Source organism: Mycobacterium sp. NGS51, from assembly GCF_059812525.1.
On sequence record NZ_JCALCV010000006.1, the window covers coordinates 233374 to 259031 of the forward strand.

General features: G+C 63.9%; 24 protein-coding genes and 2 pseudogenes. 12 read left to right on the forward strand and 14 right to left on the reverse strand.

The window, feature by feature from the left end:
- Window positions 1-177 precede the first annotated feature (177 nt).
- On the forward strand, window positions 178-594 hold the full coding sequence (locus AC5Y5W_RS10155; protein WP_500012665.1) for a hypothetical protein: 417 nt from the start codon (window positions 178-180) through the stop codon (window positions 592-594).
- A gap of 6 nt (window positions 595-600) precedes the next feature.
- Here the strand turns inward: AC5Y5W_RS10155 and AC5Y5W_RS10160 are convergent.
- Window positions 601-1608 (reverse strand): annotated as a pseudogene (locus tag AC5Y5W_RS10160) (dihydrodipicolinate synthase family protein).
- Between the two features lie 178 nt (window positions 1609-1786).
- On the opposite strand from AC5Y5W_RS10160, the gene AC5Y5W_RS10165 reads away from it, so the two are divergent.
- Entirely contained in the window at window positions 1787-2575 is a 789-nt protein-coding gene (locus AC5Y5W_RS10165; protein ID WP_500012667.1) for a TetR/AcrR family transcriptional regulator, read from the forward strand.
- A gap of 13 nt (window positions 2576-2588) precedes the next feature.
- On the opposite strand, the gene AC5Y5W_RS10170 is transcribed toward AC5Y5W_RS10165, so the two are convergent.
- Genes AC5Y5W_RS10170 through AC5Y5W_RS10180 form a run of 3 tightly spaced genes read right to left on the reverse strand, consistent with a single transcriptional unit; the run spans window position 2589 to window position 4940 of the window.
- Entirely contained in the window at window positions 2589-3458 is an 870-nt protein-coding gene (locus AC5Y5W_RS10170) for an enoyl-CoA hydratase/isomerase family protein (protein ID WP_500012668.1), read from the reverse strand.
- Window positions 3455-4273 (reverse strand): FadR/GntR family transcriptional regulator, encoded by an 819-nt coding sequence (locus AC5Y5W_RS10175; RefSeq protein ID WP_500012670.1) that lies wholly within the window; start codon window positions 4271-4273, stop codon window positions 3455-3457. The genes AC5Y5W_RS10170 and AC5Y5W_RS10175 overlap by 4 nt, the downstream gene beginning before the upstream one ends.
- Before the next feature lies 1 nt (window position 4274).
- A complete protein-coding gene (locus AC5Y5W_RS10180) occupies window positions 4275-4940 on the reverse strand; it encodes a hotdog family protein (protein WP_500012672.1) in 666 nt (221 codons plus the stop codon).
- A gap of 123 nt (window positions 4941-5063) precedes the next feature.
- On the opposite strand from AC5Y5W_RS10180, the gene AC5Y5W_RS10185 reads away from it, so the two are divergent.
- The 8 genes from AC5Y5W_RS10185 (at window position 5064) to AC5Y5W_RS10220 (ending at window position 12877) form a co-directional block, all read left to right on the forward strand.
- Window positions 5064-5885, forward strand: coding sequence for an enoyl-CoA hydratase/isomerase family protein (locus tag AC5Y5W_RS10185; protein ID WP_500012674.1), 822 nt, complete (start codon window positions 5064-5066; stop codon window positions 5883-5885).
- A 26-nt stretch (window positions 5886-5911) separates the two neighbouring features.
- Window positions 5912-6715, forward strand: coding sequence for an enoyl-CoA hydratase/isomerase family protein (locus AC5Y5W_RS10190; RefSeq protein WP_500012676.1), 804 nt, complete (start codon window positions 5912-5914; stop codon window positions 6713-6715).
- The gene (locus AC5Y5W_RS10195; protein WP_500012678.1) at window positions 6712-7494 is read left to right on the forward strand and encodes an enoyl-CoA hydratase/isomerase family protein; all 783 of its coding nucleotides are present in this window, start codon (window positions 6712-6714) and stop codon (window positions 7492-7494) included. The genes AC5Y5W_RS10190 and AC5Y5W_RS10195 overlap by 4 nt, the downstream gene beginning before the upstream one ends.
- Complete coding sequence (locus AC5Y5W_RS10200) at window positions 7491-8960, forward strand: class I adenylate-forming enzyme family protein (RefSeq protein ID WP_500012680.1); 1470 nt, start codon at window positions 7491-7493, stop codon at window positions 8958-8960. The genes AC5Y5W_RS10195 and AC5Y5W_RS10200 overlap by 4 nt, the downstream gene beginning before the upstream one ends.
- Complete coding sequence (locus AC5Y5W_RS10205; protein WP_500012682.1) at window positions 8950-10521, forward strand: class I adenylate-forming enzyme family protein; 1572 nt, start codon at window positions 8950-8952, stop codon at window positions 10519-10521. Before AC5Y5W_RS10200 ends, AC5Y5W_RS10205 begins: the two co-directional genes overlap by 11 nt.
- A complete protein-coding gene (locus AC5Y5W_RS10210; RefSeq protein ID WP_500022271.1) occupies window positions 10514-12031 on the forward strand; it encodes a class I adenylate-forming enzyme family protein in 1518 nt (505 codons plus the stop codon). The genes AC5Y5W_RS10205 and AC5Y5W_RS10210 overlap by 8 nt, the downstream gene beginning before the upstream one ends.
- Before the next feature lie 148 nt (window positions 12032-12179).
- On the forward strand, window positions 12180-12434 hold the full coding sequence (locus tag AC5Y5W_RS10215; protein WP_500012686.1) for a type II toxin-antitoxin system Phd/YefM family antitoxin: 255 nt from the start codon (window positions 12180-12182) through the stop codon (window positions 12432-12434).
- Complete coding sequence (locus AC5Y5W_RS10220; RefSeq protein WP_500012688.1) at window positions 12431-12877, forward strand: type II toxin-antitoxin system VapC family toxin; 447 nt, start codon at window positions 12431-12433, stop codon at window positions 12875-12877. The genes AC5Y5W_RS10215 and AC5Y5W_RS10220 overlap by 4 nt, the downstream gene beginning before the upstream one ends.
- 35 nt (window positions 12878-12912) lie before the next feature.
- Here the strand turns inward: AC5Y5W_RS10220 and AC5Y5W_RS10225 are convergent.
- From AC5Y5W_RS10225 to AC5Y5W_RS10250, 6 genes and pseudogenes are all read right to left on the reverse strand, one after another.
- Window positions 12913-13260: pseudogene (locus AC5Y5W_RS10225) on the reverse strand (cytochrome P450); the annotation flags it as partial.
- A gap of 228 nt (window positions 13261-13488) precedes the next feature.
- The gene (locus AC5Y5W_RS10230) at window positions 13489-14703 is read right to left on the reverse strand and encodes a cytochrome P450 (protein WP_500012690.1); all 1215 of its coding nucleotides are present in this window, start codon (window positions 14701-14703) and stop codon (window positions 13489-13491) included.
- Window positions 14704-14711: 8 nt separating this feature from the next.
- The gene (locus AC5Y5W_RS10235; protein ID WP_500012692.1) at window positions 14712-15851 is read right to left on the reverse strand and encodes a spirocyclase AveC family protein; all 1140 of its coding nucleotides are present in this window, start codon (window positions 15849-15851) and stop codon (window positions 14712-14714) included.
- Between the two features lie 4 nt (window positions 15852-15855).
- Window positions 15856-16974: an ABC transporter substrate-binding protein gene (locus AC5Y5W_RS10240; protein WP_500012694.1), complete on the reverse strand. Its 1119-nt coding sequence runs from the start codon at window positions 16972-16974 to the stop codon at window positions 15856-15858.
- A gap of 83 nt (window positions 16975-17057) precedes the next feature.
- Window positions 17058-17909 (reverse strand): CbbQ/NirQ/NorQ/GpvN family protein, encoded by an 852-nt coding sequence (locus AC5Y5W_RS10245; RefSeq protein WP_500012697.1) that lies wholly within the window; start codon window positions 17907-17909, stop codon window positions 17058-17060.
- 137 nt (window positions 17910-18046) lie between these two features.
- A complete protein-coding gene (locus AC5Y5W_RS10250) occupies window positions 18047-19735 on the reverse strand; it encodes a nitric oxide reductase activation protein NorD (RefSeq protein WP_500012699.1) in 1689 nt (562 codons plus the stop codon).
- A gap of 162 nt (window positions 19736-19897) precedes the next feature.
- Here AC5Y5W_RS10250 and AC5Y5W_RS10255 point away from each other — a divergent pair, with 162 nt between their 5' ends.
- Both AC5Y5W_RS10255 and AC5Y5W_RS10260 read left to right on the forward strand, forming a co-directional pair.
- The gene (locus AC5Y5W_RS10255) at window positions 19898-20875 is read left to right on the forward strand and encodes an SDR family NAD(P)-dependent oxidoreductase (RefSeq protein WP_500012701.1); all 978 of its coding nucleotides are present in this window, start codon (window positions 19898-19900) and stop codon (window positions 20873-20875) included.
- Window positions 20872-21528, forward strand: coding sequence for a nitroreductase family protein (locus AC5Y5W_RS10260; RefSeq protein WP_500012703.1), 657 nt, complete (start codon window positions 20872-20874; stop codon window positions 21526-21528). The genes AC5Y5W_RS10255 and AC5Y5W_RS10260 overlap by 4 nt, the downstream gene beginning before the upstream one ends.
- Here AC5Y5W_RS10260 and AC5Y5W_RS10265 read toward each other — a convergent pair.
- The 4 genes from AC5Y5W_RS10265 to AC5Y5W_RS10280 all read right to left on the reverse strand — a co-directional run bounded on the left by AC5Y5W_RS10265 (window position 21509) and on the right by AC5Y5W_RS10280 (window position 25656).
- Window positions 21509-22387, reverse strand: a complete 879-nt coding sequence (locus tag AC5Y5W_RS10265; RefSeq protein ID WP_500012705.1) for a mycofactocin-coupled SDR family oxidoreductase — start codon at window positions 22385-22387, stop codon at window positions 21509-21511. The genes AC5Y5W_RS10260 and AC5Y5W_RS10265 overlap by 20 nt on opposite strands.
- Window positions 22388-22558: 171 nt before the next feature.
- On the reverse strand, window positions 22559-23257 hold the full coding sequence (locus AC5Y5W_RS10270; RefSeq protein ID WP_500012707.1) for a GntR family transcriptional regulator: 699 nt from the start codon (window positions 23255-23257) through the stop codon (window positions 22559-22561).
- Window positions 23258-23259: 2 nt separating this feature from the next.
- A complete protein-coding gene (locus AC5Y5W_RS10275) occupies window positions 23260-24453 on the reverse strand; it encodes an acyl-CoA dehydrogenase family protein (RefSeq protein WP_500012709.1) in 1194 nt (397 codons plus the stop codon).
- Window positions 24454-24468: 15 nt separating this feature from the next.
- Window positions 24469-25656 (reverse strand): CoA transferase, encoded by a 1188-nt coding sequence (locus AC5Y5W_RS10280; protein ID WP_500012711.1) that lies wholly within the window; start codon window positions 25654-25656, stop codon window positions 24469-24471.
- Between the last annotated feature and the right edge of the window lie 2 nt (window positions 25657-25658).

The following is a 25658-nucleotide window of genomic DNA, read 5'->3' on the forward strand; positions in this document are numbered from 1 at the left end:
AAAGCTATTACTCATACTGTATACCTTTCGATATCGGGATCTCGCAAGTTGCGACGGGCCCCCGATGAACCGACCGTCGCTGGTCAGAGGTCAGATTTGGGCCAGCACCGGAAAGTGCCACGTGAACCGGCATCCGAGTGACTAGCAGCGGTGGTCAAACTCGGTAAGCTCACCAACATGTCGCCCGACAATCTGGAAGCCCGTGTGACCAAGTTGGAGTCGCAGGTGCACCAGCTCGCCGCGCGGGTAGGGGCAAGCGAACAAGATGCCGCCGCTGCACGAGTGCTCGCGGGCGCAGCCGATCGCGATGTCACAGAGTTTCGTGACGAACTGCGCGACTTCCGGCGAGCCACCACCGCCAGCTTCAACGCCGTACGGGAAGACCTCACCGACTTGCGGGGGTATGTCGACCAGCGGTTCGGCCAAATCGACGAGCGATTCAACCAGGTCGACGAGCGATTCAACCAGGTCGACCAGCGATTCAACCAGGTCGACAACGGGTTCATCGGGATTCGCGGCAAGCTTGATGCGGCGGCCACCGGTCAGCAGCACATCGTCGAACTTCTCGAAGGCCTCATCGCCGACCAGGGCTGAGTCAGCTTATGCCTGAATGAGTCCCAGTCGGCGATAGGCCCGTTCGATCTGGGCTTTGCCCTCGGGCGGCAACTGGGCTTGCGGCGGACGCGAATGCGGGTAGTCGCCCACCGGGAGCCCGAGCAGCGACGCCGCGTACTTGAACGCACCGCCCCAATGGGTGAAGTAGTCGGATCGGCCCGGATAGCAGGTGAACCAGGAACCCATGTCGGTGTCGAACTGGTCCAGACCCGAATCACGCCCGTAGTCCATCGCCTCCACCAGCTTGTCGTTGACGATCAACTCCCAATACTCAGACAACAACCGCCGCTGCGGCGTCTCGAACAAGTAGCCGGCGGTGCCCAATTGCGCCGGGCACACGATCCCGTCGCGCAGCCAGCCGGCCCGGTAGACCGTTTTGTCGCATTCCCACAGCACCAGACCAGGCGCCAGCTCGTGCAGCAGTCGGCTGGCGGCGGGCCGGAACGCGCCCTCCTTCGTCGCGCATACCGCGGGCACTTCGTGGTAAATGCGCGCGCTTTCGGCCGGGCTCAACACATAGCCCGAAGACGGCGAATTGAACATGCCCAGCGCAATGTCGGTGCGCTCACCGATGTATCTGAAGAACCGCAACACTCCCTCGCCGCCGTGCGCCTCCATCATCGGGGTCTAGATGTAGGCGATGTCGGCGCCGGCGAGCTGCGCATGCAGCGTCAGGTCCAGACAATCCTTGGCCGACATGGCCGCGGTGCAAGCCTGTACGACGACGTCCGGGTTGACGGCCCTGGCTTCTTCGATCGCCACCTCCAGCAACCGCTTACGCTCGTCGAGCGTCAGCGACCAGAACTCGGCGATACCGCTGGTGCACCACAACAGCGGATGCCCGAGATCGTCCACGCAATAGCGGGCCAATGTCCGATACGCAGCCCAGTCGATACCGTCGCCGTCGGTGCCGCAAAACGGTGTGTAGAGCGAGTCGCCGATTCCGCGCAATGCACCGCGCGCCCATCCGCGTGCCTCGCCAGCCGTTGCCACGATTTACTCCTTGCGCAGCCCCAGATCCATCGCGTATCAAAACCCCTACGATAGGTATTACAGTAGTAGATCGTAACGGCGGCGCGGCTGCAACGATGCGGTTCGGTGAGCAAACTGCCGGTAAAATTCGAGCCTGACGGCCGCGCAGGCCGGGATGGCATGCGCAGCAGCGAACTTGATGGAGGTGCCCGTAGTGGCAAAGCAAGCGACCGCCGTGAAGCGTCAGCGACGTGAACGCGGGTCCATCAATCCCGATGACATCATCAGCGGCGCGTTCGAGCTCGCTGAGGACGTGTCGATCGACAACCTGAGCATGCCGTTGCTCGGCAAGCACCTCGGCGTGGGAGTCACCAGCATCTACTGGTACTTCCGTAAGAAAGACGATCTGCTCAACGCGATGACCGACCGCGCCTTGCGCAAGTACGTGTTCGCCACGCCCTACGTCGAAGCCAGCGACTGGCGCGAGTCGTTGCGTAATCACGCGCTTTCGATGCGGGAAGCGTTCATGGGCAACCCGATACTGTGCGACTTGATCCTGATCCGATCGGCGCTCAGTCCCAAAGCGGCACGAATGGGTGTTCAGCAGATCGAGAAGGCAATTGCAGGTCTGGTGGAGGCAGGCCTATCGCCGGAGGATGCCTTCGACACGTACTCGGCGGTGTCGGTTCACGTCCGGGGATCGGTGGTGCTGCATCGGCTGCACGAGAAAAACGCGGCGACCGAGAACGGAGCGCGCACGATCGAGGACTCGATGATCATCGACGCCGAAACGACGCCGTTGCTTGCCCAAATGACGGCCAAGGGCCACCACATCGGGACACCCGACGACAGCAATTTCGAGTACGGCCTGGACTGCATCCTGGATCATGCCAGCCGGTTGATGGAGCAGGGCGCCAAGTCGACGCCTCGCCAGCAGAAGGCAACCAAGTCGGCAAAACCCCGAGGACGAGCGAAGGCCGCTCGCTAGCGCGCGGAACGCCTTACGGCGCTTGGGGTTCCGGCACGTCGAAATGTTCGTCGCGGAGCCGGAAAGCCTCCTTCGTTCCGTGCTGGGCGCGGGCTTTGACGAAGTTGAATTCGCCGGGCGCGAACTGGAGGTTCGTCCCGAATGCGTGGAATAAGTAGCTCGCGACTTCCTCACCTTGGTAGGCCTGGCTCTGTTCGACGAGCCGGAACGCTTCCTTGGCGATGACGATACCGTCGGCCGGCATTTTCGCCGCCTTCTCCGCCCAGTACCGGGCCCGCGCGGTGACCATGCCGGGATCGCAAGTGTCGGTGAAGATTCCGAGGTGCTCGACGGCCCCGGCCTCGATGATGTCGCCGGTCAACAACAGGCGCCGGGCCAGTACCGGGCCCAGTCGATGAAAGAACATGTGCAGGCTGCCCAGCGCCGGCCCCAGAAAGCGGGTGGCCGGCATGCCGATCTTCGTGTTGCGGGCGATGACCGAAATGTCGGTCATCAGAGCCATCTCGAAGCCGCCGCCGAGCGCATACCCGCCGATCTCCCCGACCGTAACCTTCGGAAAACCCATCAGGTTGTGGTAGAAGCCGAATGACCTGCGGTCCACGGTGAGTCGACGACGTTGACTGGGCCGAGCCTTGGATCCTTGCTCGCCGTACCAGCCGTAGGCATTGTTCATATCCGCGCCGGTGCTGAAGACTCCGTCCGCGCCGCGCAGCAGCACCACGGTGAGATCGTCGTCGGCGGCGACCCGGTCCAGATATCGGGCCACGGCTGCACGCATAGCGGCGTCGTAGGAATTGCGTTGCGCGGGGTTGTTCAACGTGATGGTCGCGATTCGCTTTTCCGGATCGACGTCGAAAAGGACCCGATTGTCCGAGTCTGTCATCTGTCGGACTCCTTCCTGCGTGATGGCCACCCGTTGTTGCCGGGTTTGCCGGTGTCCGACATCCGCTTGGCCTCAATGGTTTTGTCGGTGCCGAAGGCAAGCGTGTTGCGCCGCGCCGCCGCCAGGTGATCTTGTGCGAGCCCGACCGCACGCGCGACGTTGCCGTCGCGGATGGCGTCGAGCAGGCGCTGATGGTCGCGCAGTGCGGCGCGCCGGGTCTTGCCCGCCATCGGCGCCGGGTCGCCGTCGTCGCTCCATACCGATGACTCGTGCGCCGACCAGACCAGCTCCAGCGAGCCAATCAGCAGGATCATCGATTGGTTGCCGCATCGAGAGACCAACGTTTCGTGGAACCGCCGGGCATTCGGCACGTACTGGATCACGTCATCGAACTGCGTTGTCTGGCTGTCGACTTCGGCTTGCAGGTAAGGCACTACTTCCGTCATTCGATCTTCGCGGGCGGCGCACATCCCGGCGCAGATCGGCTCGAGATGCATCAGCGCTTCACTGACGTCGGACGGTGTGGCGGCCCGCGCCTGCAGAACCATGCTGATCATGTGCGCGGTCCGTTCGGCCGTCGGCGCATGAACGACTGCTCCGCCGACATTGCCGCGACGCACCGAGATCAGCCCGTCGGTCTCGAGAAGGTGGATCGCCTCCCGCAACGCCGGTGGGCTCACGCCGAACTCACCGAACAGACTCTCCTGCGACGGCAAGACGTCGCCTTCCTTCAGCCGCCCGGACAGGATGTCGTCGCGCAGCCGTGATGCCACGATTTCGGCGACGCGTGGTTGGCGAATCCGCTGCACCACCACGTCAGGCCTGCTCAGCTCGCCGCTTGCCGAATCGGTGCCCGGTCAACTTGTCCGGGGTCATTGCCAGTGTGCTCGTCTCGCCGATGCACAGCACCTCGTCGTCCAGCAGCAGCCGGGCCGTCGACGTGATGCCCCGATCAATCTGGGACCTGGTGATATCGAAGCTCAGTTCGGTGAGGATCGGTGTCGGCCGGCGAAACGTCACGTTGAGTGATCGCGTCTTGCCCGACAGGCCGCTAACGCAGTTCTGGTGCTGGGTGACACAGTCGAAGAAGACGCCGAGAAAACCGCCATGCACCAACCCAGGTGGACCCTCGTACACCAGTGGAAAGGTGACTCGCCCCGACGCTGTCTGCGCCTCGAGCCGATCGAAGCAGTATTCGGGGAAGCACGGGTTGAACGCGCCGATGTCGGTGGCGTGATCGAGATACACCCGGCGGGTGTCATCGTCGTCCCCGATCCGCGGCGCGCTATCCGGCGAAGCGACTGCCGAGAACTCACGTTCCCATTCGGCGCATCGCGCAATCATGGCGTCGACCGTCGGGTGGGAGTTCTCCAACGCCAACAGCAGCGAACCGAGCCGCCGGATAATGCCCGCAGCGGCGACAGTCTGGGCCAGCGGCTGTTCGCCAAACCGGGCACCCTCGGGGCCGCTGCCCTGCACCATCGCGTCCTCTTCCGGTGAAGCGGCTGTTCCGCCGACAGGCTTTCCTTGCTAAGTTATACAGAGTAGCAATCGTATCGCCTACTGTATGGGTAACCGTAGCGGCGGGGAGGGGCGGATTCAACGGTGAGTCGACAGCTCGACCCCGAGCCCGACGAAGGCTCGCTGACCGTAGACCGCGACGGCGGTGTCCTGCGGCTGACCCTCGACCGGCCGTCCCGGCGCAACTCGTTGAGCCAGTCCATGATTGAGGCGTTCGTCGCCGCGTTGACCGAGGCCGCCACCGACGACTCGCTGCGCGCCATCTATATTCGCGGCGTCGGTAACGACTTCTGCGCCGGCGCGGACTGGGTCGCCACCAACGACAACGGTCAACCTCGTCCGCGGGCCGGACACCTCGTCCGCCGTATCCCGCACGCCGCCCACCGCGTGATCGAGCTGATCCACACCGTCCAGCTGCCGGTGGTCTGCGCTGTACGCGGCTGGGCCGTCGGCCTCGGGTGCAATCTGGCGCTGGCCTCCGACTTCACCGTGGCCGCCTCCGACGCCGTGTTCTGGGAGCCGTTTGTGGCGCGGGGCTTCAGTCCGGACTCGGGTTCCACGTGGTTGCTGCCCAGGCTGGTTGGGTTGGCGCGGGCCAAACACATGCTGTTGCTGGGCGAAAAGATCAGCGGGACCGATGCGGCGGATTGGGGCTTGATCCATCGTGCCGTCAGCGCGCCGGACGTCGATGACGCCGCCGGAGAACTGCTCAGCCGGCTCGCCACCGGCCCCACCGTGGCGATCGGGCTGGCTAAACAGGCCATTCACTATGGCCAGCACGCGACGTTGAGCCAAGGTATGACACAGGAACTCCACGGCCTCGAACTGGCTTGCCGGACCGCAGATTTCAAAGAAGGCTTGGCAGCGTTTCGGGAACATCGCCCGCCGGAATTCCACGGCCGGTGACGGCGCGCCTACGCGAAGGGAACAGCATGCCGTACGACACCATCAAATATGAGGTCGACGGGCACAAGGCCACGATCACCTTGAATCGCCCGGACGCGCTGAATGCGCTGAGTCCGCACATGATCATCGAGCTGCGAGCCGCATATCAGCAAGCCGAAAACGACGACAACATCTGGCTTCTCATCGTGACCGGGAGCGGTCGAGCGTTCTGCACCGGCGCTGACGTCAAGGCAATCCCCGGTGACGGCAAGGTGATCAACGAACGGCCGTACCTGTCCACCTACGACCAGTGGGAAGCGCCGCAGGAGGGCACGCCGCCGTTTCGCACGATGGCCAAACCGGTGCTCGCCGCTATCAACGGTCTGTGCTGCGGGGCCGGTCTCGATTGGGTCACCACCGGTGACATCGTCATCGCGTCGGACAAAGCGACGTTCTTCGATCCGCACGTCAGCATCGGGTTGGTGGCCGGCCGCGAGGTGGTGCGGGTGGCCCGGGTACTGCCGCGCTCGATCGCGCTGCGAATGGCGTTGATGGGCAAGCACGAGCGGATGAGCGCGCAACGCGCCTACGACCTCGGAATGATCAGTGAGGTCGTCGAGCACGACCGCCTGTTGGAGCGCGCCCACGAGATTGCCGACATCGTGAACTCCAACGCGCCGTTGGCCGTCCGGGGTACCCGATTAGCGATCCTCAAGGGGCTGGATCTGCCGCTGCACGAAGCCGAGATGCTGGCCGAATCATTCCGGGAGCGCAACCTGCACACCGCGGATTCCCTGGAGGGCCCTAAGGCGTTCGTGGAAAAGCGGTCCCCGGAATGGCAGTGCCGATGAGCTTTGACACCATCCTGCTCGAGGTGGATGCCCTCGACCGGGTCGCGACCATCACCTTGAACCGCCCCGGCCAACTCAACGCGTTCAACCGCACCATGTGTGAAGAGATGGCCCAGGCCTGGCGGATCGTCAAGGCGGACGACTCAGTCAACGCGGTGGTGCTACGCGCCGCCGGTGACCGCGCGTTCAGCGCCGGCCTTGACATCAAGTCGCCCTACGGCCAGCCCGACAACATCTGGAATCACGAGGACCCCGGCGAGGCGCTCAGCCCGAAGTGGCAGAAGCTGTGGAAACCCGTGGTGTGCGCCGTGCAGGGAATGTGCACCGCCGGTGCGTTCTACTTCGTCAACGAATCCGATGTGGTCATCTGCTCGGACGATGCGACGTTTTTCGACTCCCACGTCTCCGCAGGTTTGGTGAGCGCGCTGGAACCCATCGGCCTGATGCGCCGCATCGGCCTGAGTGAAACGCTGCGAATAGCGCTGCTGGGCAACGACGAACGCGTCAGTGCCGACACCGCGCTGCAGATCGGCTTGGTGTCGGAGGTGGTGTCACGCGACCGACTGTGGGGGCGGGCCCACGAGATCGCCGCAACGATCGCGGCCAAACCACCGTCGGCGACTCAGGGCACCGTCAAAGCGATCTGGGAATCACTGGACAAGCCATACCGCGCGGCCATGGAACAAAATCTCATCTACACCCGACTGGGCAACCCGATCGGAACCGCACAGTTGGCGGCGCACGCGGAGCGTCCAACCGTGGAGCCGAGAATTCGGTGACCCCCCACCCGCTCAGTCAGCGCATTGCCGACGTCCTGGCTCTGCAGCCCGATGCACCGGCTCTGGAGCATGAGGACCGCTGGATGTCGTGGGGCCAGCTCGCAGACATCACCGGCAAAGTCCGTTCCCTCGCCGGCAGTCGACAGGTCGGAATCCTGCTGCGCAACAAGCCGCCCCACGTCGCCGCGCTGTTGGGCGTCCTGCTGGGCGGCGGCACCGTCGTCGTCATCAACCCCTCCCGCGGCGATGAGCGCACGCTCGCCGACATCGACCAGCTGCGACTTCCTCTGATCCTCGGCGAATCCGACGACTTGCCTGTTTCGGCGCCTGGCACATCGATGGTCTCGCTTATCGATCTCGTAAGCGGACCGCCGGTAGCTGACCGTGGTGACGACGCTGATCTACGGCCCGGCGTTGCGGTGCGCATGTTGACCAGCGGAACAACAGGGCCGCCCAAGCGAGTTGATCTGACCTACGACATGCTGGCGCACAGCGTGATGGGCCCGGAGTTCGACCGGTCCCCGTCGCCGACGGGCTTGCGGCACGGCGTCGCGATCGTCAACTCGCCGCTGGTCCACATCGGCGGCGTGTTCCGCATCCTGCAGTGTGTCGCCGAGGCACGGCCTTTCGTGCTGTTGGAGCGATTCGAGCTCGACCGCTGGGCCGATGCGGTCCGCAGGCACAAGCCGCGGGCGGTGTCGCTGGTGCCCGCAGCGTTGCGTATGGTGCTGCATTCCGAGCTGACGCGCGAGGACCTGCACAGTATCCGCGCCGTCACGTCCGGCACTGCGCCGTTGTCTGCCGAGGATGCCGAGGCGTTCACCGCCAAGTACGGAATTCCCGTGCTGACATCTTATGCGGCAACCGAATTCGGTGGCGGCGTCGCGGGCTGGACATTGGCCGACCACCAGAAGTACTGGGTTGACAAACGCGGCAGCGTAGGACGCGCCAGTCTCGGTGCGCAATTGCGCGTGGTCGACGGCGACGGCGCACCGCTCGGGCCGGACCAGGTTGGGCTGCTCGAGGTCAAACCGGGACAGCGAGGGCCATCCGCCGAGTGGATGCGCACCACGGATCTGGCCCGCATCGATGCCGACGGGTTTTTGTGGATCGTCGGCCGCGCCGACCAGGCCATCATCCGCGGCGGCTTCAAGGTCATGCCGGACGACGTCCGCATCGCTTTGGAGAGCCACCCCTGCGTTGCTGGAGCTGCGGTGGTCGGGCGGCGCGAGGAGCGCCTCGGCGAAACACCCGTCGCGATGGTCGAACTGCGGGAAGCGGGTACCGCGGATGCCGATGCGCTCGTGGATTATCTCCGGAACCGGCTGGCACGCTACGAGGTCCCCGTTGAGATCGCCATTGTCGATGAGATCCCGAGGACCCCGTCGGGTAAGCCGGACCTTGGCGCGATCCGTCGCTTCTTCGGCGAGGCCGTGCCGGCTACGCAGGGCGACCATGGCGGGTGACTCGGCTACGGTCGCGACAGTCCTGCGTCGGCAGGCGGCGTCCAGGACAGATCACCCATTGCTGATTTGCGACGACGAACGGATCAGCTACGGCGAAGCCGAGCGGTGTTCGGCGCGGCTGGCACGTGGACTGGTCGCGCTTGGTGCCGGCAAGGGCACCCATGTCGGCCTGCTCTATCCCAATGGTCCGGCATTCGTCGTCGGGATGCTGGCCGCAGCGCGGATCGGCGCCGTGGTCGTCCCGTTCTCCACCTTCGCCACCGCCGGCGAACTGCGCCACCAACTGGTCGGCAGCGACGTCGAGATCCTGCTCGCCGCCGCGTCCTACCGCTCCCACGACTACACGCAGCGCCTTGCTGACGTGGTGTCGGATGCCGACATCGGTTCCGGCGAACACCTATTCAGTATCCACGCCCCAGTGTTGCGTCAGGTGATCATCGACGTCGACCGCGTCCACCGGCTCGCCGAGACCGTTGACGAGCCGCTATTGAGCGCGCTGGAAGACGATGTCGACGGGTCGGATCCGCTGGCCATCATCTACACATCGGGCACGACGAGCACACCTAAGGGCGTGGTGCACACCCATGCCGCACTACTGCACCATCAGCGCAACCTCAACGTCATCCGGGGCTTGACGGCCAGCGACACACTGTTCTGCAATTCCCCGTTCTTCTGGATCGGCGGATTCGCATTCGCGTTGCTTGCCAGCCTGGTCGCCGGATCGACGCTGCTGTGCTCCAACGCTTCTGAGCCCGCCGCGATGCTGGATTTGCTGGAGACCCAACAACCGACCGTCACCAACGGTTTCGCCGCCGCAGTCTCCGGCCTGGCGCAGCACCCGAGCTTCAGTCGCCGGAACCTGACATCGATGCGGCGCGGCAATTTGTATCCGATCATGGCGGCGGATGTGCGACCGGCCGATCCAGAATTGCGCCACAACATGCTCGGCCTGACCGAAGCCGGTAGCGTCGTATTGGTCAGCGACGACGAAACCGACCAGCCCGAACATCGTCGTGGTTCGTTCGGCAAAGCGGCTCCCGGCGTCGAGATCAAGATCGTCGATCCCGCCAGCGGCGCCCGAGTCGACGACGGCGAACTCGGTGAACTGTGTATCCGCGGCGGCTATCTGATGCAGCGGTACTACAAGCGCAGCCGCGAAGAGTCCTTCGGCGTCGATGGCTGGTTTCACACCGGTGATCTGGTTGCCGCCGACCGTGACGGGTTCGTGTATTTCGTGCGGCGGCGCGATTCGACGATCAAGACCGCCGGCGCCAATGTCTCACCCGCGGAGGTGGAGAAGGCCATCACCAAAGTCACCGGGGGTGCGGTGGCCTATGTTTTCGGCATCCCCGATCCCGAGCGCGGGCAGGCGGTGGCCGCGGTGGTCGCGCTGGAGACCGGCGCGCAGTTCGACGAAGCCGCGGTCCGCCGGCGACTCAAGGCTGAGCTCTCTGCGTACAAGATTCCGACGAGGTTTGCCGTCCTGCAGCGCGCCGACGTCCCGCTGCTGTCCAGCGGCAAGGTCGACATGCAGCAACTGAAGACGATGTTCGATGTCTGACACCACCGTCGACCACATGGTGCGTATGCGCGCCGCACAACATGGCGCCAAGCCGATGGTGATCGACTCCAACTACCGGCTCACCTATCACGAACTCGATGCCACCACACGCGAGTTGGCGGCGGCGTTCATCGAAGCCGGTGTGGGGAAAGGGAGCCGAGTCGGGTTGATCATGCCCAACAGTGTCGGTTGGGTGCGGATCGCCATTGCACTGACGCGGATCGGCGTCGTGCTGGTTCCGCTGAGCACGCTGTTGAAGCCGCCGGAATTGGCGGCCCAGCTGCGGGTCGCGTCGGTGCAGTTCCTGATCAGCGTCGAGGAATTTCGTGGGCATCGCTACCTTGATGGCTTGTCGGACGCCAAACTTCCGGCACTGCGTCAGGTTTGGCGTACCGACCTACTGCCTCACGCCGCCGGGTCCGCCGGGCGCATCGTCGACGCGTTGGCCGAGACAGTCGCACCCAGCGACCCGATGGTCATCATGTTCACCTCCGGCAGCAGCGGGCCGCCGAAAGGGGTGGTGCACTCGCACGGCAGTGCGCTGGGCGCTGTGCAGGCGGGCCTCGCCAGTCGCTGCATCGACTCGAACACCCGGTTATATCTGCCAATGCCGTTCTTCTGGGTTGGTGGATTCGGCAGTGGTGTGCTGTCGGTGTTACTGGCGGGTGCGACCTTGGTGACCGAAGAAATCCCCCACCCGGAGACCACGCTGCGGCTGTTGGAGCGTGAGCAAGTCACGTTGTTTCGCGGCTGGCCTGATCAGGCTGAAGCGCTGGCACGCCACGCCGGCACCGCCGACCTGTCAGCTCTGCGCCCGGGCAGCCTGGAGGCACTACTCCCGCCCGAGCAGCGCAGCGAGCCCGGGGCGCGTGCCAACCTGTTCGGCATGACCGAGGCTTTCGGCCCGTATTGCGGCTACCCCGCCGACACCGATATGCCCGAATCCGCTTGGGGCAGCTGCGGTAGGCCATTCCCTGGGATGGAGGTACGGATCACCGATCCGGATACCGGTGAACCTGTCGCGCCGGGAACCGTCGGCATGATTGAGATCCGGGGGCCCCACACGCTGCGGGGCATCTGCCGGCGCAGCCGAGAGGAGGTGTTCACCGTCGACGGCTTCTACCCCACCGGCGACCTCGGCCGTCTCGACGGAGACGGTTTCCTGTTCTATCACGGCAGATTCGACGACATGTTCAAGGTCAGCGGCGCCACCGTTTACCCCAGCGAGGTGGAGTGGGCATTGCGCGAGATCGACGGCGTCGCCAGTGCGTTCGTCACAAACGTGCCCGGTGCGCAGGGTGGTCGAGTGGGCGCGGTGGTGGTATGCGACGGCACCCTGACAGTGGAGCTGCTGCGCGACTCCGCGCGCACGCTGCTCAGCCCGTTCAAGTTGCCGACGGTGTGGCTGCTGGTTGATTCCGACGACGCGGTCTCGCGTGGGCCGACGGGCAAGGTCGATGCTCGGCTGCTTCGGGCGATGTTGGCTGGCGCAAGCCAAGCAACGACCTAGCCGTCATACAGCTGGATTGCCGGTGCCGTCACACCCGGAACTCGTCAAATTGGTGTAGCTGCGGCGCGAGGCACCGCATATATTCCTCGCCATTTTGTGGCTATAATCTTGCTAGAGTAAATAGCCACGATATAGGAGGCGGGCTGGTATGGAAATCGGCGTTCGGGAGCTCCGTGACCAGTTGAGTCGACACCTGGCGGAGGTCCGCGAAGGGCGAACCGTGACCGTGACAGATCACGGACGTCCGATCGCACGCATCGTGCCGGTGCATCAGCCGACGAAGCTCGAGCAGCTCCGCTCGGAGGGCCGTATTCAGCGCGCACGAACTCGTAAGCAGCCGGCGCCCGCACCCATGGCCACCGATGGGACAGTCAGCGACCTGATCAGCGAGCAGCGTAGGTGATCGGCTATTTGGACACCTCGGCGTTCGTACCGTTGTTGATCGATGAACCGACCAGCGCGGCGTGCCGGCGGTTCTGGGACGACGCCGATGTGGTCGTTTCGTCGAGATTGCTCTACGTCGAAACCGCTGCGGCTCTGGCCCAAGCAACGCGCATGGGGCGGCTTACTGAGCGCAGGCATCAGCAGGGCCGCCGCCGTCTTGATGAGATGTGGTCCGAGATGGACGTCGTTGAGGTGGATCAACAGGTCGTGGCCCATGCGGCCGACTTGGCGGGTCGCCTTCCCCTGCGTGGCTACGACGCTGTGCACTGTGCATCCGCCGAGCAACTCACTGACGACAGCGTTGTGGCCGCTTCCGGCGACCAGCGGCTGCTAGCCGCGTGGTTGGAGCTCGGCATAGCAGCCTACGACAGCAATCAGAAGATCACATACCAGCCGGAATAGCAGGTAGCTCGATAAGCATTGTGCGCGTGCACGTATCAGCTGTCGCGCACCGGCTCGAACTTCACATGCAATGCACTGAGCCCGCGCATGATGAACGTCGGGTCGTACTCGTACTTGCGGTCTGCGGGCGGGCCACGCCGCTGCTCGGAAATAGTGAGGTTAGCCATCCGGTCCAGCAGCCGGTTCATCGAGATTCGCGATTCGGCGCGCGCAAGCGGCGCCGCTGGGCACGAGTGAGCTCCGCGGCCGAACGCCAGGTGCTCACGCACGTTGCGCCGGTCATGCTGGAATTCATAAGGATCCTTGAACTTTCGCGGATCGCGGTTGCTGGCTCCGGGAAGAAGCATGATGATTGTTCCGGCCGGGATGTCTACGTCGCCGATCTTCTCGGCGTTCCAACGGACCAGCAACCGGGACGCAGGAGGAGAACGCTAGATCCTTGTAGGCGGCCAACGCCTCGGAATGCCCCGTCACTGCCACCACGCCGTAAGACGTGGCGGGCCGCACCGGGCACTGCGATCGCAGGTATTCGAAGTAGGGATACGGGTCGGGGACGAGAGACTGGTCGGTGAAGTAGTCAACCGACTCGAAATCGCTCATGGGGTTAACCCCTACCCAACATCGAAGAGAACCGGCAGCGACGTCGGTGAGCGGAACACCTGTCCGCGGATATGCGGATCGTCGCCGTCGGGGTCCAGACGCAGGTTGGGCAACCGGTCAAGCAGCAGATTGATCGCGGTCCGCATCTCCATGCGGGCCAAATGCATGCCAAGGCAGACGTGTACACCGTGACCCCAACCCAGGTGGCTTTTTGCCTGGCGGGAGATGTCGAATTGATCGGGCTCGGGATAGCGGTCTTCCTGACGGTTGGCCGCCCCCAGCATCGGCATGACAGACGAGCCGGCCGGGATGGGCACTCCGCCAAGTTCGGTGTCACGGGTGGCGACCCGCGTGATCGTCAATAATGGGGGCTCCCACCGCACGCCCTCTTCGATGGTCTGCGGCAGCAGGGACCGATCGGCGCGGATCGCGTCCAGCTGGGCAGGATCGGACAACAACGCAAGTAGCAGGTTTCCCAGGGCCCGGTACGTCGTCTCGACGCCGGCGGGCAGCAGCAGCCGACAGAACGAGTAGATTTCCTCGTCTTCGAGCTTCTGCCCATCGATTTCGGCCTGGGCGAGGCCGCTGATCAGATCATCCTTCGGCTCGGCGCGGCGGGCGGCAAGGATCGGGGCGAAGTAGTCGCACAGCGCCGCCGACGCGGCAAGGCCCCGTTCTGGATTCAGGATCCAGCTCAGCAGCGAAATCGACCATCGCTGGAACTGCGGGTAGTCCTCTTCCGGTAGGCCCAACAGGCCCGCAATGATCTGGCTCGGATAGTCGAAGGTGAATTCCTTGACTAGATCGGCCTTGCCGTTGGCGGCGAAATTGTCGATGAGACCATTGGCGACGCGTCCGATGAGCTCGTCTTCCCAACGGGCCATTGCCTTTTGGGAGAACGCCTTCGATACCAACGAGCGCAGCCGGCCGTGTACGGGCTCGTCCATGCCGAGCATCACCCGTTCGCCGAGGACCGGCCCGAAAGCGGCGATGACGCCTGACGACGAGAACGTCTCGTTGTCGCGCAGCAGCTGTTGGGCTTCCTCATACCGGTACACGATGAAGACTGGCTTGGATTCCTCATGCGGCATCCCGGAAGTGTCCAGGCGTTGAACCGGCTCCTCGCGGCGCAGCCGCGCAAGCTCCGTATACGGATCGCGTACGTCACCGGAGACCGCGGCATCGAAGGCGCCGAAGTCGTCGAGGTCGTCGAAAAGCTGTTCCATTGCTGCTCCTAAGAGATCGGGGTCGCGCAGGCTCCTTCGCCGGGCGGTGGTGGCTGGACTTCTGGCCTGCCATTCGGTTGCCCGCTCATCCATGTCGACCAGATGCCGACCGAGTATGGCCCTGGCGCACCATTCTTCTCGTAATAGCCCTGCGGGTCATACACTTTGGCTTCTGGATACGGCCATGGGCAGGCAACGGAGGTCGCTGCTCCACTGGCCTTGATGACGGCGAACCATGCGCCGTAGGCGAAGTAGGCCACGTTGATGATGGCGAGCATCACCAGGAATGTGCCGAGGACCGGCCGAGTGGGCAGAACCTTTACTCTCGCGGCAAGCTTCTCGGCCACCGACTTTCCGGTGTCGTCGCGATAACACAGGATCGCTGCCGGGACCATCACGAAAGTGACCGCAAACGACTCCCAGATCAGCGGGAACTGGAAGGTCGTTCCGGTGAACACCGATCCCCACGGAATCACCTGCGAGTAGATGTACATGCCGGTGTGCACCAGCTGTATCTCCAGCCACGCGTCGAAGATGAAGCCGATCACCAGAACCAACAGTCCAAGGCTGATCAGCGGGTGTCGTGACACGAACGCTGCAGGCCCGTACTTTGCCTGCAGTTTGCGCAGGATCCAGATCCCCGGGAAGTAGGGTCCGAAATAAAAGGTCACGTAACCGAACACGAGGAAGGGTTCGACGGTCGGCGACAGCGACACCAGCGGCCACGATTCCGGCCAGTGGATGAGTTCGGGGTTGTAAACCGCAAACGGCGCCCAGTTCATGATCGGGTCCTGCCACACGATCAACGTGGTGCACAGGAACATCAGCATGGCCGGGCTGCCCGGATTGCGGCGCCAGCCGACGATGAAGACGACGACCAGCACGACCAGCATCACGATCGTGGAGATCTGCAGAAACCCGATCCAGTAGTTCCAGCCTAAAAAGAACTCGACGGGACGTGGCCGACCCTGCACATTCGGGTTGGCGACGCGCGGATCGAGGCTGGTGCGGCAGACGGCGACGAAGAACAACACGAACGCCGCCAGCGCGACGCCGGAAAGCCAACGGCCCCAGTTGGGTTTGTCGCTGCCGCGCTGAGTTGGCAGCTTCTTTTCGGCGACGGAGGACGTGGACTCTTCTGTGGTCATCGCATCAATCTTCCGCGCCGAAGCGATCGACCAGCTGCGAGTTGACGCCGTCGGGATCAAGGGTGCGCGCCACCAAGTAACCGGCGCCCATCCAGGCTCGACGGGTCCACTTGCCGAACGAAACTCGCGTACCCGGTGCGCCTGAGGCTGCGGGCATCATCTTCACCCGTTCCAGCGCCTCCTTGACTCCGCGCGGACTCAGCGGGTGCGCATCTGTGAACGCCCGGACCAAGGTTGCCGCGACGTCGTGGTTGACTACCGATACGCAGTACTCGGGACGACTGCCGTTGTACTTCTTGGCGTACCGGTCCAGCCACGCCTGCCCGATGGGGTTGTTCTCGTCGTACTGGTCGACTCCGATCCAGCCCATGAACGCATTCCACATGATCGGGTTGACCCAGGCGTTTTGGAACGCGGTGGTGGTGAATCGCGGCGGGTCCCATCCAACTGCCTCGAGCGCAGGGTTGATGAAGACAATCCCGAAACCGAATCCGAGGTGCACAATTGCCTGCGATTTGGCCTCGTGCAGGCTCAGCACGGCAGCATTGATATCTTGCGCCGTCTGCGCAATGGGCGCCTCCGCCACAATGCGAATACCTTTGCGGGCACACGCACTTCGTAGATTTTTCACGTATGACTCGCCGATCAGGTTTTGCTCGACCAGCACACCGATTTCGGTTAAGCCTCGTTTGGCGACCAGATCAACAAGGAAGATCGGTTCGTCGGTCATCGATCCCTGCGGGAAGGAGAACGTCCACTCACCAAGCCAGTCGTCGGTTCCGGTGACGCTGATCGCGGGCACTTTGAACCGCTCCTCGATGGCCTCGCGAACGGGCACACAGTTGTCGGTGATGTTCGGACCGAACACCACCAGGCAGCCTTCGTCTACAAGGTCCCCGTATGCGTCGATCACCGCCTTCACCGATCCCTTGGGCAAACCCTCCACTTCGCGGTAGATCATCTGCACCGGTCGGTCCATCAAGCCCTGTTCAACCGCCTCCTCGAAGACGAGGTCGAAGCACTGTGTGAACGAGGCCAATAGCTCCTCCGGGAAACCGGGAGGGAGCGTGAAGTCCATCAAATATCCGACCTTGATCGGCTCAGCACTGCTTTCGTAGGACATGCGGCCTCCACGGGACGATTCGAACGCAGTTAGTCTGACGACCTAATATTTGTTCTGACATTAGCGACGGCTGGGTGCACCCGTCAATCACCTGTTCGGGCCGAAGCACCCAGATAGAGCTCGATCATTTCGTTGAGCGCGCGACTTACCGACGCCTCATCGGTCAGCGGACCTGCGATCGCCGCGTTAGCCGCCTCCACCATGGTCAGGCCCTCGGTGATCAGCCGGCCCGCTGCTATGAGAACCCGCGTCGACGCGACCTCGCGCAGGCCGCCGGTCTCCAGACGCCGTATTGCCTGCCCCAGGCGAACCAGTTCGGCGGCTGTGGCGCCGTTCACGCCGGCCTCATGGGCGACGATGGTCTCCTCGACTTCGGGGCTGGGGAAGCCGAACTCGATGGCGGTCATGCGTTGGCGGGTGGAGTCTTTGAGATCCTTCAGCACACTCTGGTATCCGGGGTTATACGACACCACCAGGCCGAAACCCGGTGCGGCGCCCAGCGTCACGCCCAGGCGTTCAATGGGTAGCTGGCGCCGGTAATCGGCCAACGGGTGTAGTACGACGGTCGTGTCCTGACGTGCTTCCACCACCTCGTCGAGGTAGCAGATCGCGCCTTCGCGCACAGCGCGGGTCAGTGGCCCGTCGACCCACACCGTCTCGTCACCGCGCAACAGGTATCTGCCGACGAGGTCCGCGGTGGTGAGGTCGTCGTGGCAGGCGACGGTAATCAGCGGACGGCCGAGGTCGTGGGCCATCGCTTCGACGAACCGGGTCTTGCCGCACCCGGTTGGACCTTTCAGAACTATCGACAGGCCTTGGCGATACGCCGCCTTGAAGACCGCTTCCTCGTTGCCTACCGGCTTGTAGTACGGACGCGGCGCTTCGCCCTGTGCCACCGTGCCGTTGTAGGCCGGGAGCCCGGACTCGTTAGCCATTGTCAAAACCCCTCGCCGTCAACGGTCCTCGTCTGGCCGGTGGACAACTCATGGCTTCCCTTCCGTCGCCCGCTGCGCTGCGCTCGATCGAGCCTAACCCGGAACAGATGTTTGTTTCAAGCCGCGGTCAGGGCGGGTCATGACACACGTCGACGAACCTCCGCGGAGTACAAAGCCGAGCGAAACAGCGGCCCGATCACGCCGGTGAGTTGGTCAGGCCGGCCGATGCTGGCGTGTGCAGCGCTGCCGAAGACGGTGCGCAGCGATGCCACGTCCGTGCTTGCGCCGACGGTCAGGCACACACACCCGGTCCCACGGCGGCGAGCCTCTGTCAACGCGCGGCGGGCGTCGGCGGCGCCGTAGGCCCGCTCATAGCCGTGGTCATAGGCCAGTCCGTCGGAGAGCACCACCAACAACCGTCGAGAGGTTCCGCCGCGGGCCTCCAGCACTGCCGACCCGTGCCGGATAGCGGCGCCCAGCCGCGAGTAGGCACCGGGCTCCAGGCTGTTCAACCGCCTGAAGATCCGAGTGTCGAGATGGTCGTTGAAACGCTTCAACGGCACCATGTGTACAGCGGCGCGGCCCTGCGAGTAGTAGGCATACAGCGACACTCGGTCACCCAGATCATGCAGTGCGACAGTAAGATTGGCAGCCGCAGTGCGCTGCTGCTGATGCACGGTTCGGCCGATAGTGCCGGGTTCGGCCGTCGAGCCCGACACGTCGAGCAGGAGCAGGACCGACAGGTCACGCCGTCGACGCAGGCTATCCAGGTAGACCGCCTCATCGGGCACCGAACCGGCCCGGATCTCCACCCGGGCCTCCACGGCGGCATCGATGTCGATGTCGTCGCCCTGTGATTGGCGGTGGCGGCGATGAAGGCCCATCCCCAGGCGCGCGAGGGGCCGTCGCAGCGCGATCGTTTCCTCGACGGCCGCAGCAGCAGACGCCTTCACGCGCGGCGGGGTCTCGCGCACCGTGCACCAGTCGGGTCGATAACTCTTGCGATTGACGTCCCATTCCGGGTATTTCACGCCGTCGGACGCCACATCGGCGACGTCCTCGGCAGGCACGGACGCGGTTGACGATACGGCGTAAGCGCCGCGGTTGGCCGCGTTGGTGCGGTGAGTTGGGGTATCGGCGCCGGGTGGCCCGCCACCACTGCCGCCAGAACGACGCGCCGAGGACAGCAGCTTCTTCAACCACTTGCCGATGAAGCCGCCTCCGCCGACGGGACTGGTGAAAAATTCTGGCTCGTCGGTGTTCATTACCTCGCCGTCGTCGAGCTCCTCGAGTTCCTGTGCCGTGGTGTCGCGTCGAGGTACGTGTCCCGGGCTGTCGTGGTCGACCTGTTTGCCGGCCCGTTTGACCGCGGACAACACCTTCTTGGGCCGGATGACGCCGAAGCTTGTCGGCGACTCATCGACTGCGGTCCGTCCCGATGCAATGGCCAATGACGTCGTTGCCGAATCACTGTGGCATGCGAGGTCAGGGGTGACCAGCGCGGTCAACGGACTCGGCAGCAGATCGGCGTTGGCCGCCAGGGCGCGATGCCCCTCGATGGCCAGGTAGCGCGACGCCAAGCGCGGCCGCGACAGTGCGCGCACGATCTCGGGGTCAAGACTGCCGGCTGCGATCAATGATGCGTGTACGGCCACCGACTCCACCTTCGTGCGGATGGTGGCCGTGGGGTCGATGAATATGGTTTGGCCATCGGTCCACGCGGGCTCACCTGAATTGAGCGGCGCCACCGCGACCGGCCGGCCCGCAAGCGCCGAGCCCAGCATGCCCAGTACCTGCAGACGGTCGCTCTCAGCGTCGTCGCCCACGCAGCTACCTCCACCCTCCGGTCGAGTTGACCAAATATCTGTTCCACCGTAGAGTCGCACCGGACTGGAGTCAATTGGACGTCCCGATGTCTACCTCGAGTCGATCGCCGCGTTTCTGGACGCACGCGCCCGACGAGCCAACGAAACAGAAGAAATCGCACAATGATTGATTTCACCGAGCAAGCGGCTGTGGTCACCGGCGCCGGCCGTGGCCTCGGTCGGTTGTACGCACTCGATTTGGCGCGTCGCGGCGCGGCGGTGGTGGTCAACGACCTCGGCGGAAGCATGCGCGGCGACGGCGCCGATGCCGGCGTGGCCGATGCGGTGGTCCGCGAGATCACGCAGGCCGGCGGAAACGCGGTCGCCTCCTACGATTCGGTCGATACGGCCGAGGGTGCTAGGTCGATCGTCGATACTGCCGTCGAAACGTTCGGGAGACTCGACGCCGTGGTCAGCAACGCCGGGATCTTCGGAAGCGTGCCATTCGAGGATCTCTCGCTCGACGATTGGAACCGGATGCTGCGCGTGCACCTCGATGGCGGCTTCCATCTTGCGCAACCGGCCTATCGCGTGATGAAGGCCAACGGTGGCGGCAGGTTCGTGTTCATCTCGTCATCGGCGGGCATCTTCGGACAGCCCATGGAAGCCCACTACGCCGCGGCCAAGGCCGGGCTGGTCGGATTGACGAACGTGATCGCGATCGAAGGCGAAGCTCACGGGATCTTAGCTAATTCCGTTATGCCGACCGGTTTCTCGCGCATGGTCACCGAAACGGTCGGCGACGAGAAGTTCCTCAGCGAGTCCGGCTTCATGCGCGCAATTCGCCCCGAGCTCGTGGTGCCGCTGGTGACCTTCCTGGCCAGCAAGGCCTGCACGTTCACCCACCGCAACTACTCCGCCTGCGCCGGCCGCTACGCGCGCGTGTTCGTCGGGCTTAGCGACGGGTGGTTGGCCGACGCCGAGAGCGCACCGACTGCGGAGGATATCGAGGCGCACCTCGACCAGATGTCGTCGACCGAGACGTTCATCGTGCCCGCCTCGATCGTCGACGAAGTCCTCGACGTGTGCGACAGACGGGGCATCAGTGCCATGCCCGATAACGCGGACGTCGCCTTTCCGGAACCAGGGCGGCGCTCATGAACATCAACGAGCTGCTCACCTGCACCAGGTCTGCCCGTAGGTCACTCGATCTGGACGCAACCGTCGACATCGACGAGATCCGCGAGTGCCTGCGTATCGGCTTGCAGGCGCCCAACGGTTCCAACCAGCAGTCGTGGCGGTGGCTGATCATCACCGAGCCCGCATTGCGGGACACGATCGCCACTCTCTACCGCGATGCATATCTGAGCAAGGTGGGTGGGCAGCTCATCGCCGGCTTCATGCCGCAGGACAGCCCGGAAGGCCGACTGATGACCTCCACTGAGTGGCTGGTCGAACACCTGGCGGACGTTCCCGCGTTGGTCATTCCGTGCTACGAGCCCACCATGCCGCGGACCCCCGGCGATGAATCGTTCTACCAGGCAACACTTTACGGGTCGATCTTTCCGGCGGTGTGGAACTTTCAGCTTGCATTGCACACTTACGGCTACGGCACCTGCATCACCACGTTGCATCTGCACCGCGAGGAAGCGGTATGCGGCCTGTTGGGTGTTCCCGAGTCCTACGTGCAGGGATGCTTGCTACCCGTCGCTCGCCTTGGGGCCGGCCACAACGTGAGGCCGGCCCCAAGGCGACCACTTGCCGAGGTCGTTGCCATCAATGGCTGGGATGGACTTATCCCCCAGGTCCGTTAGGCCACTTCAGCAACGAGCCGGCGTCGACACGGATCTGTTGCCCGGTGATATAGCGACTTTCGTTGCTGGCGAGGAAGACCCCAAGGTTGGCCATGTCCTCTGGTTCGACGTACGGGATGGGCATGGCCTGGAAAATAGTGAACAGTGGTTCGGCGTCTTCACGGGTGGCCTTCTTGCCCTCGGCGGTGAGGTCAGGCCGGAACATGCTGTACATGCCGTCGTTCTGCAACAGGTGGGTGTTGCAGTTTGTCGGGTGAATCGCATTAACCCGGATCATCCGGGGGGCCAGATGCAGACTCATCTCCTCGACGTATTCCATCACGATGCGCTTACTCCACCCGTACCCGGCACCGCCAGGTCCCATGTTCGGGTTGTCGGTGGTGCCGCGGATCATGCCCGCGGTCGAACCCGTGACGATGATCGACGAGCCATCGGCCAGGTGCGGAATAGTGACGGCGACGGTGTTCATCACGCCGAGTAGGTCGACGTCGGATGCGTCGACAAACTGCATCGGATCGGGCTTGCCCATCGCCATCGGAAGGATTCCGGCGTTGGCGACGACGATGTCGATCCTGCCCAGGTCGGCAAGCCCAGCCTCAACCGCGTCGCGCAACTCATGGCGCTCCCGCACGTCCGCGATCCTTGCAATGACCCGGCGTCCAAGTTCCTTGACCGACCGCTCCGTTTCAGCGAGGTCGTCGGGCGTCGCCAGCGGATACGGGTTCGACTCGATCTGGCGACAGATGTCGACGGCGATGATGTCAGCGCCCTCTTTGGCCATGGCGAGGGCGTGGGCACGTCCCTGACCGCGCGCCGCGCCGGTAATGAAAGCGACCTTGCCTGCTAACTTTCCGGGCATTCGTCCTCCGCTGATCGTCGGCGCGTAGGCGGTCCCACGCTCGAATGATGACCGAACCTACGAGATGGATCCGGTTAAGGCAAGAGTGTGCGGCACAAAGATTTGGTATTGCATCACGAGGAGTCTAGCCCGTCGCATTGACGGCCGCTCAGGGGGTAGTCGCAAATCCGATCAGCGAGCACCGTGGTCCGCGCCGCTCGCGTCGTCGACGACACCGTGCTCGATGAGATGGTCGATCAACGGCGCCGCGCCAGCGGCCAGGTGCTCCGACATGGCTTTGCGGGCAGCGCGATCGTCGTGTGCCTCGAGCGCCGCCAACACCCGGCGATGGTCTTTGATCGACTGATCGGGCCAGCCGGCGATGGCAGGGAACACCGATTCCGGTGCGTAGCGGGTGATTTGCGACATCAATTGAGCAAGTTTCGGCGAGTCGGCGGCAACGTTGATCGCCCGGTGAAAGTCGTGATTGAGCCGCACTGTCAGCTCATCATCCTCACCGGCATAGGCGTCTTCCAGCCGCGCCTGGATTTCTTTGAGCTCGCGCAGTTGGTCGGCGTCGACGTTGAGCGCGGCCCGTGCCGCAAGCTCGCCGCCGACGTGTGCCTGAACATTGGCGACGTCGGCGAGATCTCGTCCCGTCACTGGCAGGACCACGAAGCCGCGGCGCGGCTGCTGGGCTAACAATCCTTCGGCGCGTAGCTCGAACAATGCCTCACGCACGGGTGTCACGCTGATGCCCAATTCCGCGGCCAGCTGATCCAGCCGCACGTACTCTCCCGCAGAGTAGGTGCCGTCGAAGATTCGCCTACGCACGTAGCGCGCAACATCTTCCGACAGCTGCGGCCGTACGGCGAAATCTGGGGCGTTCACGGTCAAATCCGATAGTCGGCCAGCAGCCGCTTGCTGATGATCTGCTTTTGGATCTCGCTGGTCCCCTCGCCGATGAGCAAGAACGGTGCGTCGCGCATCAGTCGCTCGATCTCGTATTCTTTGGAGTAGCCGTAACCGCCGTGGATTCGGAAGCTTTGCTGAGTGACCTCCGAGCAGTATTCGCTGGCAAGGTATTTCGCCATGCCGGCGGCGACATCGTTACGTTCCCCGGAGTCTTTCAACCGCGCGGCGTTGACCATCATCAGATGTGCGGCCTCGACCTTGGTTGCCATTTCGGCGATTTGGAATGCAATAGCTTGGTGCTCTGCGATCGGCTTGCCGAATGTGTGTCGCTGCTGGGCGTATCGCACTGCGAGTTCGAAGGCGCGTACAGCGACCCCGCAGGCCCGCGCCGAGACATTGACGCGGCCGACTTCGATACCGTCCATCATCTGATAGAAGCCCTGGCCCGGTACACCGCCCAACACGTCGTCGGCGCTGGCCACGTACCCGTCGAAGATGAATTCGGTGGTATCAATGCCCTTATAGCCCAACTTGTCGATCTTGCCCGGGATCACCAGCCCCGGTGCGACCTCGCCGAACCCGACCGGCTTCTCGATGAGGAAGGCCGTCAGGTTGCGGTGCGGCGACTCTGCTCCCTCATCGGTGCGCACTAACGCCGCCACCAACGTGGAGCTGCCGCCGTTGGTGAGCCACATCTTCTGGCCGTTGATGGTGTAGGTGCCGTCGGGATTGCGCGCTGCGCGGGTGCGGATCGCCGCGACGTCGGAGCCCAACTCCGGCTCGGACATTGAGAACGCGCCACGGACTTCGCCCGTTGACATTCTCGGCAGCAGTCGTTGCTTCTGGGCTTCGGTGCCGTGTTGGCGCACCATGTAGGCAACGATGAAGTGGGTGTTGAGGACACCGGAAATGCTCATCCAACCGCGCGCCAACTCCTCCACGCACAGCGCGTAAGTCAGCAGCGACTCCCCCAGTCCGCCATACTCGGTGGGTATCATCATCCCGAACAGACCCATGTCACGCATCTGGTCGACGATGGCCTGCGGGTAAGTGTCGGTTCGTTCGAGCTCGGGCGCGTTGGGAATGACTTCCTTCTCGACGAACTGCCGGACAGTGTCGATGATCTCGGTCTGAAAGTCGGTAAGGCCAACCGTCTGGGCAAGTCTGGTCATGCAACTCTCCTCTGATTAGCAGGCAATGGTTTTCGCGGTGGCCAGCCGCTCGATATCAGCGGTGCTCAACCCCAATCGACCGGTGAGAACGTCGACCGTGTCGATGCCGAGTGCGGGGGCCGGCCCACTCACCGGGTGGGTGCCGTCGACGGCCATCGGCATGCCCGGTGCGAGATAGTCACCCAGTCCGTCTTGGTGTAGCCGGGAAAACAGCGGATTGGACGTCACCCGTCGATCTTCGGCAACCTGTGCGAAGCTCAGGTAGCGCTCGAACAAGACAGTGGTGGCCGACAATGCTGCGGTGATCTCGTCGGCGGAGTGCTCGCTGAACCAGGTTGCGAACAAGCCGCTCAGCACGTCTCGGTACCGGTAGCGGTCGCCCTCGGTGCTGAAGTCGGCACCGAGGGCTTCGGCAAGCGCGGACATCGCGGCACCGGTGCCGGTGACCTCGACCAGGTCGCGGAAGTGCCGCTTGGTCAACGTGACAACCATGAACGCGGCGCCGTCACGGCTGGTGAAGTCCTGACCGTACTGGCCGTAGATGGCATTGCCCACACGTGGACGTTGGGTGCCGTTGACTTGGGGCTCGGTCAGCAGGCCCAGGTTGCCGGCGGTGGCAAGTGCGACATCTTCCAGTGCGAGAGTGACTTTGGCGCCCTCACCGGAATGGTCGCGACGGCGCAGCGCGGCGGTCACCGCCAGTGCGGCGTACAACCCGCAGCACACATCCCAGGCCGGCAGCACATGGTTGATCGGACCGCCGTGCTCAGCCGGACCGGTGACAAGCGGGTAGCCGGTCGCCGCGTTGACCGTGTAATCCACGGCAGTGGAACCGTCGCCGCGGCCGAGTAACTGGACGTGGATGATGTCGGAGCGCAGCGCGACTAACCGCTCGTAGGACAGCCACGACAGGCCCGCGGCGTTGGTCACCACGACGCCGTCCCCTTCGACGATCAGCCGCTGGACCAACTCCTGGCCGGCGGGTGAGCGCAAATCGATAGTGACCGACCGCTTGCCCCTGTTCAATCCGGTCCAGTAGATCGAGGTGCCACTGGCTGCCAACGGCCAGCGGTTGACGTCGGATGCGCCGCCAATCGGGTCGACTCGAATCACGTGCGCGCCCAATTGATTCAGCGTCATACCGCACAACGGTGCGGCGACGAAGCTCGACACCTCGACGACGGTGACATCGTCTAGCGGCATAT

Excerpts from the sequence above, each read along its gene's own strand:
- AC5Y5W_RS10155 (WP_500012665.1), top strand. The coding sequence starts at position 178 with ATGTCGCCCGACAATCTGGAAGCCCGTGTGACCAAGTTGGAGTCGCAG.
- AC5Y5W_RS10230 (WP_500012690.1), bottom strand. The coding sequence starts at position 14,703 with ATGGAACAGCTTTTCGACGACCTCGACGACTTCGGCGCCTTCGATGCC.
- AC5Y5W_RS10170 (WP_500012668.1), bottom strand. The coding sequence starts at position 3,458 with ATGACAGACTCGGACAATCGGGTCCTTTTCGACGTCGATCCGGAAAAG.
- AC5Y5W_RS10205 (WP_500012682.1), top strand. The coding sequence starts at position 8,950 with ATGGCGGGTGACTCGGCTACGGTCGCGACAGTCCTGCGTCGGCAGGCG.
- AC5Y5W_RS10210 (WP_500022271.1), top strand. The coding sequence starts at position 10,514 with ATGTCTGACACCACCGTCGACCACATGGTGCGTATGCGCGCCGCACAA.
- AC5Y5W_RS10245 (WP_500012697.1), bottom strand. The coding sequence starts at position 17,909 with ATGGCTAACGAGTCCGGGCTCCCGGCCTACAACGGCACGGTGGCACAG.
- AC5Y5W_RS10195 (WP_500012678.1), top strand. The coding sequence starts at position 6,712 with ATGAGCTTTGACACCATCCTGCTCGAGGTGGATGCCCTCGACCGGGTC.
- AC5Y5W_RS10180 (WP_500012672.1), bottom strand. The coding sequence starts at position 4,940 with ATGGTGCAGGGCAGCGGCCCCGAGGGTGCCCGGTTTGGCGAACAGCCG.
- AC5Y5W_RS10165 (WP_500012667.1), top strand. The coding sequence starts at position 1,787 with ATGGAGGTGCCCGTAGTGGCAAAGCAAGCGACCGCCGTGAAGCGTCAG.
- AC5Y5W_RS10280 (WP_500012711.1), bottom strand. The coding sequence starts at position 25,656 with ATGCCGCTAGACGATGTCACCGTCGTCGAGGTGTCGAGCTTCGTCGCC.
- AC5Y5W_RS10235 (WP_500012692.1), bottom strand. The coding sequence starts at position 15,851 with ATGACCACAGAAGAGTCCACGTCCTCCGTCGCCGAAAAGAAGCTGCCA.
- AC5Y5W_RS10255 (WP_500012701.1), top strand. The coding sequence starts at position 19,898 with ATGATTGATTTCACCGAGCAAGCGGCTGTGGTCACCGGCGCCGGCCGT.
- AC5Y5W_RS10215 (WP_500012686.1), top strand. The coding sequence starts at position 12,180 with ATGGAAATCGGCGTTCGGGAGCTCCGTGACCAGTTGAGTCGACACCTG.
- AC5Y5W_RS10260 (WP_500012703.1), top strand. The coding sequence starts at position 20,872 with ATGAACATCAACGAGCTGCTCACCTGCACCAGGTCTGCCCGTAGGTCA.
- AC5Y5W_RS10265 (WP_500012705.1), bottom strand. The coding sequence starts at position 22,387 with ATGCCCGGAAAGTTAGCAGGCAAGGTCGCTTTCATTACCGGCGCGGCG.
- AC5Y5W_RS10190 (WP_500012676.1), top strand. The coding sequence starts at position 5,912 with ATGCCGTACGACACCATCAAATATGAGGTCGACGGGCACAAGGCCACG.
- AC5Y5W_RS10240 (WP_500012694.1), bottom strand. The coding sequence starts at position 16,974 with ATGTCCTACGAAAGCAGTGCTGAGCCGATCAAGGTCGGATATTTGATG.
- AC5Y5W_RS10275 (WP_500012709.1), bottom strand. The coding sequence starts at position 24,453 with ATGACCAGACTTGCCCAGACGGTTGGCCTTACCGACTTTCAGACCGAG.